Below are 4,663 nucleotides of genomic sequence, written 5' to 3' on the forward strand. Positions count from 1 at the left end.
CGCGGCTGCCATCGCCGTCCGTTCGGCCCTCACGCCCATGGATGCGGCTGCCATCGCCGCGCTCGTGACGCGCGAGTCTGACGCATCGGCCTTGCGCATGAGCGCGATCGTCACCGACCTCATGTCCGCCGGCCGCGCCGACGAGGCCCGCGTCAATGCCCAGGACATCGCCTATGCCCAGTACTCGGCCATTCTCGACGGCGTGGTGTGCGCCGAGTGCGAGCCCCTCGACGGCGAGACGACCGAGGATCTGACCGAAGCCGAATCGTGGACGCCGAACCCGAACTGCGAGGGCGGCGGCAACTGCCGCTGCGTGACCGTGTACGTCTACAAACAAGGGGAGGCCGCATGAGCGACTACCTGCACATGTGCGAGCTGACCCTCGCCGACGCCGTGTCTTCCGGGGACGTGATTCCCTTCCCCCTGTTCCCTATCGGCACGTGGAAGTCGGCCAAGTACCCAAACCTGCCGCTGACACGTGACCTCGCCGAGACCCTCATCGCCAATTTTGAGGCTGGCATTCTCGGGACCGAACCGATGCTGGATTCCTCCGGCAAGCACGACACGAGCGCGCCCGCCGCCGCCTGGTTCAAGCGTCTGCACATCGAACCGACCATCGACGGCGGCGAGATGCTCTTCGGTGACGGGCAGGTCACGGAGATCGGCGCCGAGCTGCTGAATGGGCAGGCGTACAAGTACCTCTCGATTGAGCTTGGCCCCGTAGTCGACAACCGTTCCGGTGCAAAGACCGACGACGTGTTCAAGTCCGGCACGCTGACGAACACGCCGGTCCTGCGCATGATGCCCGCCGTGCTTGAAGCGGCCGGTCATATCGCCGTCAAGCTCTCCGAGATCACCGCCGCCGACGCCATCGACCCCGTACAGGAACTGCTCGACGAGCTCTCGTCCCTCGCGGGCAAGCTCGACGAACGCCTGAAGGGCAAGAAAGGCATGCCCTCCGCGCGCACCTTCCTCCGCGAGCTGCGCGGCAAAATCGCCGCCTACTCGCTCGCCGATCCACCGCCAGAAGACAGCGACCCTACCCCCGATCCCGCCGCAGTTTCCGAGCCTGTTTCGCACGACGCGAAGGGCGACGAAGGCGACGCGATTGAGGCCAGTGAGGCAGCCGCTGACCCGAAAGGAGCCGAGCCCATGAAGACCGTCATTCAGGCGCTCAAGCTCGCCGAAGACGTCGACGAGGCTGCCGTGCTGGCTGCCGTGCAGACGATCATCGATGAGCGCGACGCCGTCACCACGAAGCTCGCCGAGGCCGAGCAGGCGCAGCGCAAGCAGCTCGCCGAGAGCAAGGTCGACGAGCTCATCAGCGGCGGGCATCTCGCCCCCGCCGAGAAGCCGACCTGGCTCTCGCTCGCCGAGGCCGCGCCGGAGCAGTTCGAGGCCATGAGCGACGCCGCCAAGGCGCGCAAGGTCATCGACCTCTCCGAGCACGGCGCACCGGCCACGCAGGGCGACGAGGTGGGCAGCTACGCAAACGCCTCCGTCGAACTGTCCGAGAAGGCCAAGACCCGCGCGTCCAAGGACGGCGTGACGTTCGCTTCCGCGATGAGCCTCGTGCTCGCCGAGGATGCCGACCTCGCCGCCCGCTATGACGCATTCCGCACCGGAAAGGAGGCGTGAGCATGGCCACGCTGCTTCCGAGAGGCCCCTACCGTGACGAGACCTTCGTCGCGGCCGAAGACCTCTCAGGCTCTCAGTACCACGCCGTGCTGGTGAACACCTCGGGGGAGGCCGAAGTCGGCGCCGCCAACGAGCGTTGCATTGGCATCCTCCAGAACCTGCCGACCTCCGGCCTGCAGGCAGTCGTGCGCACCGGCGGCCAGAGCTACGCCATGGTCGACGGCACGACCGACATCGCCATCAATGACCCCCTCGACGTGGACGCCTCCGGGCACCTCGTCAAGCAGGAGACCGACAAGGGCTGGATCGTCGGCTACGCCCGCGAGGCGTACACCTCCGCAACCCCCGGTCTCATCGTGATCGACATTCACCCGCAAACCGAGAGCGTCTGACGAAAGGACGGTGAGTTAGATGTCTAGCACCAAGCACGCAGACCTGCACATCGATGCCGCCCTGACCTCGTACGCTCAGGAGTACGCGAGTCAGCGGCCCAACCTCATCGCCTCGCTTATCGCGCCGGAAGTCCCGGTCGCCAAGCAGAGCGACACGTACTGGATTCACGACGGTTCGAACTTCGAGCTCGTCCAGACCGGCCGCGCGCCGGGTGCCCAGTACGGCGAGGTGAAGTGGGCGAAGTCCACCGATACCTACTTCGCCAACGGCCACGGCCTCAAGGCGATCGTCCCCGATGAGGACATGAAGAACGCCGATCCGGCCGTTGACCCGGCCCGCGATGCCATCGCCGTGCCCGTCGACCAGATGCTGCTGGCGTACGAGTACGAAGTCGCCGCACTGGCCTTCTCGACGGCCGCCTTCACGCAGACATCGGCGCTCGCCGCCGCGGACCGCTGGGATGCCGACACATCAGATCCGGTCGATGCCGTCGACGACGCCAAGGCCACCGTCCGGGGTGCCATCGGCCGCGAGCCGAACACCCTCGTCATCGGCTATGACGTCTTCCGCGCCCTGCAGAAGCACGCCGGCGTGCGCAAGATCGTGTTCGGCCTGAACGCCCCCGAGGCGATCCCGACCGAGGCTCAGATCGCTCAGGCGCTCGGCGTCGACCGCCTGCTCGTGGGCCGCGCCGTCTACCAGTCGGCGGCCAACACCTTCACGAACATCTGGGGCAAGTTCGCTTCCATCGCCTACATCGACCCGAGCCCGGGCAGCAAGGCGATCACCCCCCTCAAGACCTTCGCCTGGACCGGCGAGTCGCCGCGCTTCGCGACCCGCGGCCCGGTGTGGGATGACGACACCAGTAGCTGGAAGTGGTACGTCGACGACTACCGCGACGTGAAGAAGACCTCGCTGTACGCCGCCTACCTGTACTCCACGGTTGTGAGCTAACGACTCACTGGCGGGGGCCGCGCTGCCGCTAGGCGGCCCCCCACTACCGAAAGGAAGTGTCACACATGAAGAAGTGGAAACTGCCGCTGGCACTCATGGCGCCGCGCGTCCACGCGGAAACGCTCTACACCGGTTCCGGTGAGGGCACGGCGGTCACGGCCACCGCGGCTGAGCTAAACATTCTCGACACCGCAACGATCACGGCTGCGCAGCTCAACGCGCTCAAGACCGCCCCGACAACCTACATCGTCGTCTCGGAAAACGGCAACGATACCACCGGTGTGGGCTCGTTCGCGTTCCCGTATGCGACGCTCACCAAGGCGTTCACGGTCTGGACCGCAACTCGCCACACGATCTATGTGCTATCTGGTGAGTACGCCGAGGCGGCCACTCTGACGTGGCCGAACGTGAGCGGACTGTCCCTCATCGGTATTGGCGATGTCGTTATCTCCAATGCAGACGCTGCGGCACAGGTTCTCAACCTCTCGCCGACCTACACCGCGTCGACGTTCGAGGCCACCGTCAAGAACATCACACTCGACGCTGACACGCAGATTGGCCTCAAGATCGCAAACGCGAACATGACCAAGAAGCTGAACGTGTACATCGACGGCCTCACGGCCAGCATGGACACGAGCGGCGACTCCATCGACGTCGCCGGGACCGTCGCCGGTCAGGCGATCCGGATCTATGCCAAGAACCTCGATCTTGAGGGGCTGCTCCACTTCACGATCAATGATGCCGGTTCGCGGCTGCGCGTGTCCGACTCCTCGCTCATGGGCGGGCTCACCGGTGCCGGGGCTGTTGCGGGAGAGGTGACGCTTCTCAACGTCAAGATGCTCACCAGCGGCATCACGGTCGACGGCGCTCAGCAACTCAGCAACGTCGGCTGTGTCTATGCGACCGATGCAGACCCGGCCGTCTATACCGAGTTCGCCAACGCTTACGCGACCTGAGTGGCGGTGACGTGATGGGCCACATGCCACAAGCCGCAAGCCTCTTCGCCTCAGCTACCCGGACCACGGCCGTTGCCAACGAGGCGGGTACGGCAGTCGCGAACATCGCGAACGCCCGCCGTGTCATCTGCCTGCTTGACGTCACGGCCATGGCCGGGGCTGCCGGCGACGTACTGGACGTCTACGTGGACGTGTCGCCCGACGAAGGCTCTACGTGGCTGAATGCCGTGCACTTCACGCAAGTAGCGGGCAACGGGGCGGCACAGAAGAAGATCGCCATTCTCGACCCGTCGAGCCCCGGCACGTCCGAGGTCAACGTGACCTCTGACGCCGCAAGCGGGGCAGTTCGTCCGGCCGCCTGGGGCGCTCAGATTCGAGGCCGCTACACGCTGGTAGACGCCGGCGGGCATGGCCAGTCGGCGACCTTCTCACTCAAGGCGCTCATGCAGTGAGCTACTGCACCCACGCAGAAGCGACCGCCCTGATCGGCCAGACGCTGACCGCCTCAACCCCGGTGACCATCACCGAGGCAACGGCCATCATCGCCGGTATCGACGCCGAGATAGATGCGCACCTCGAAGCGCGCGGGAACCCGACGCTGGATGCCGCCTTCCTCAAGCACGTCTCTACGCATGGGGCCGCGGCCCGGATTGCGCGCGCCTACTGGCCGGGCGCGTCCGGGCCCGGCTCCAGCGGCGGCGCGGCCGGCGAGCTGGCAGAGG

7 protein-coding genes are annotated in these 4,663 nt (G+C 66.1%); all 7 read left to right on the forward strand.

Translation table 11 applies throughout. The annotated features are described in order from the left end of the window. Positions 1-352: hypothetical protein (locus WC493_RS21670; protein ID WP_373068434.1), on the forward strand; the 352-nt coding region annotated here is incomplete at its 5' end. After that, positions 349-1,638 (forward strand): phage protease, encoded by a 1,290-nt coding sequence (locus tag WC493_RS21675; protein WP_373068436.1) that lies wholly within the window; start codon positions 349-351, stop codon positions 1,636-1,638. The genes WC493_RS21670 and WC493_RS21675, both read left to right, overlap by 4 nt. 2 nt (positions 1,639-1,640) lie before the next feature. After that, on the forward strand, positions 1,641-2,030 hold the full coding sequence (locus WC493_RS21680) for a hypothetical protein (protein WP_373068438.1): 390 nt from the start codon (positions 1,641-1,643) through the stop codon (positions 2,028-2,030). 19 nt (positions 2,031-2,049) lie between these two features. Further along, complete coding sequence (locus tag WC493_RS21685; protein ID WP_373068440.1) at positions 2,050-2,985, forward strand: hypothetical protein; 936 nt, start codon at positions 2,050-2,052, stop codon at positions 2,983-2,985. 65 nt (positions 2,986-3,050) lie between these two features. Continuing rightward, positions 3,051-3,941 carry a hypothetical protein gene (locus WC493_RS21690; RefSeq protein WP_373068442.1) on the forward strand — a complete coding sequence of 297 codons (891 nt, stop codon included), beginning with the start codon at positions 3,051-3,053 and terminating at the stop codon, positions 3,939-3,941. Between the two features lie 23 nt (positions 3,942-3,964). Then, positions 3,965-4,393: a hypothetical protein gene (locus tag WC493_RS21695; RefSeq protein ID WP_373068444.1), complete on the forward strand. Its 429-nt coding sequence runs from the start codon at positions 3,965-3,967 to the stop codon at positions 4,391-4,393. Further along, positions 4,390-4,663, forward strand: a 274-nt coding sequence (locus WC493_RS21700; RefSeq protein WP_373068446.1) for a hypothetical protein, incomplete at its 3' end; no start/stop codon positions are given. The genes WC493_RS21695 and WC493_RS21700, both read left to right, overlap by 4 nt.

Source organism: Zavarzinia sp. (assembly GCF_041650655.1).
GTDB lineage: Bacteria > Pseudomonadota > Alphaproteobacteria > Zavarziniales > Zavarziniaceae > Zavarzinia.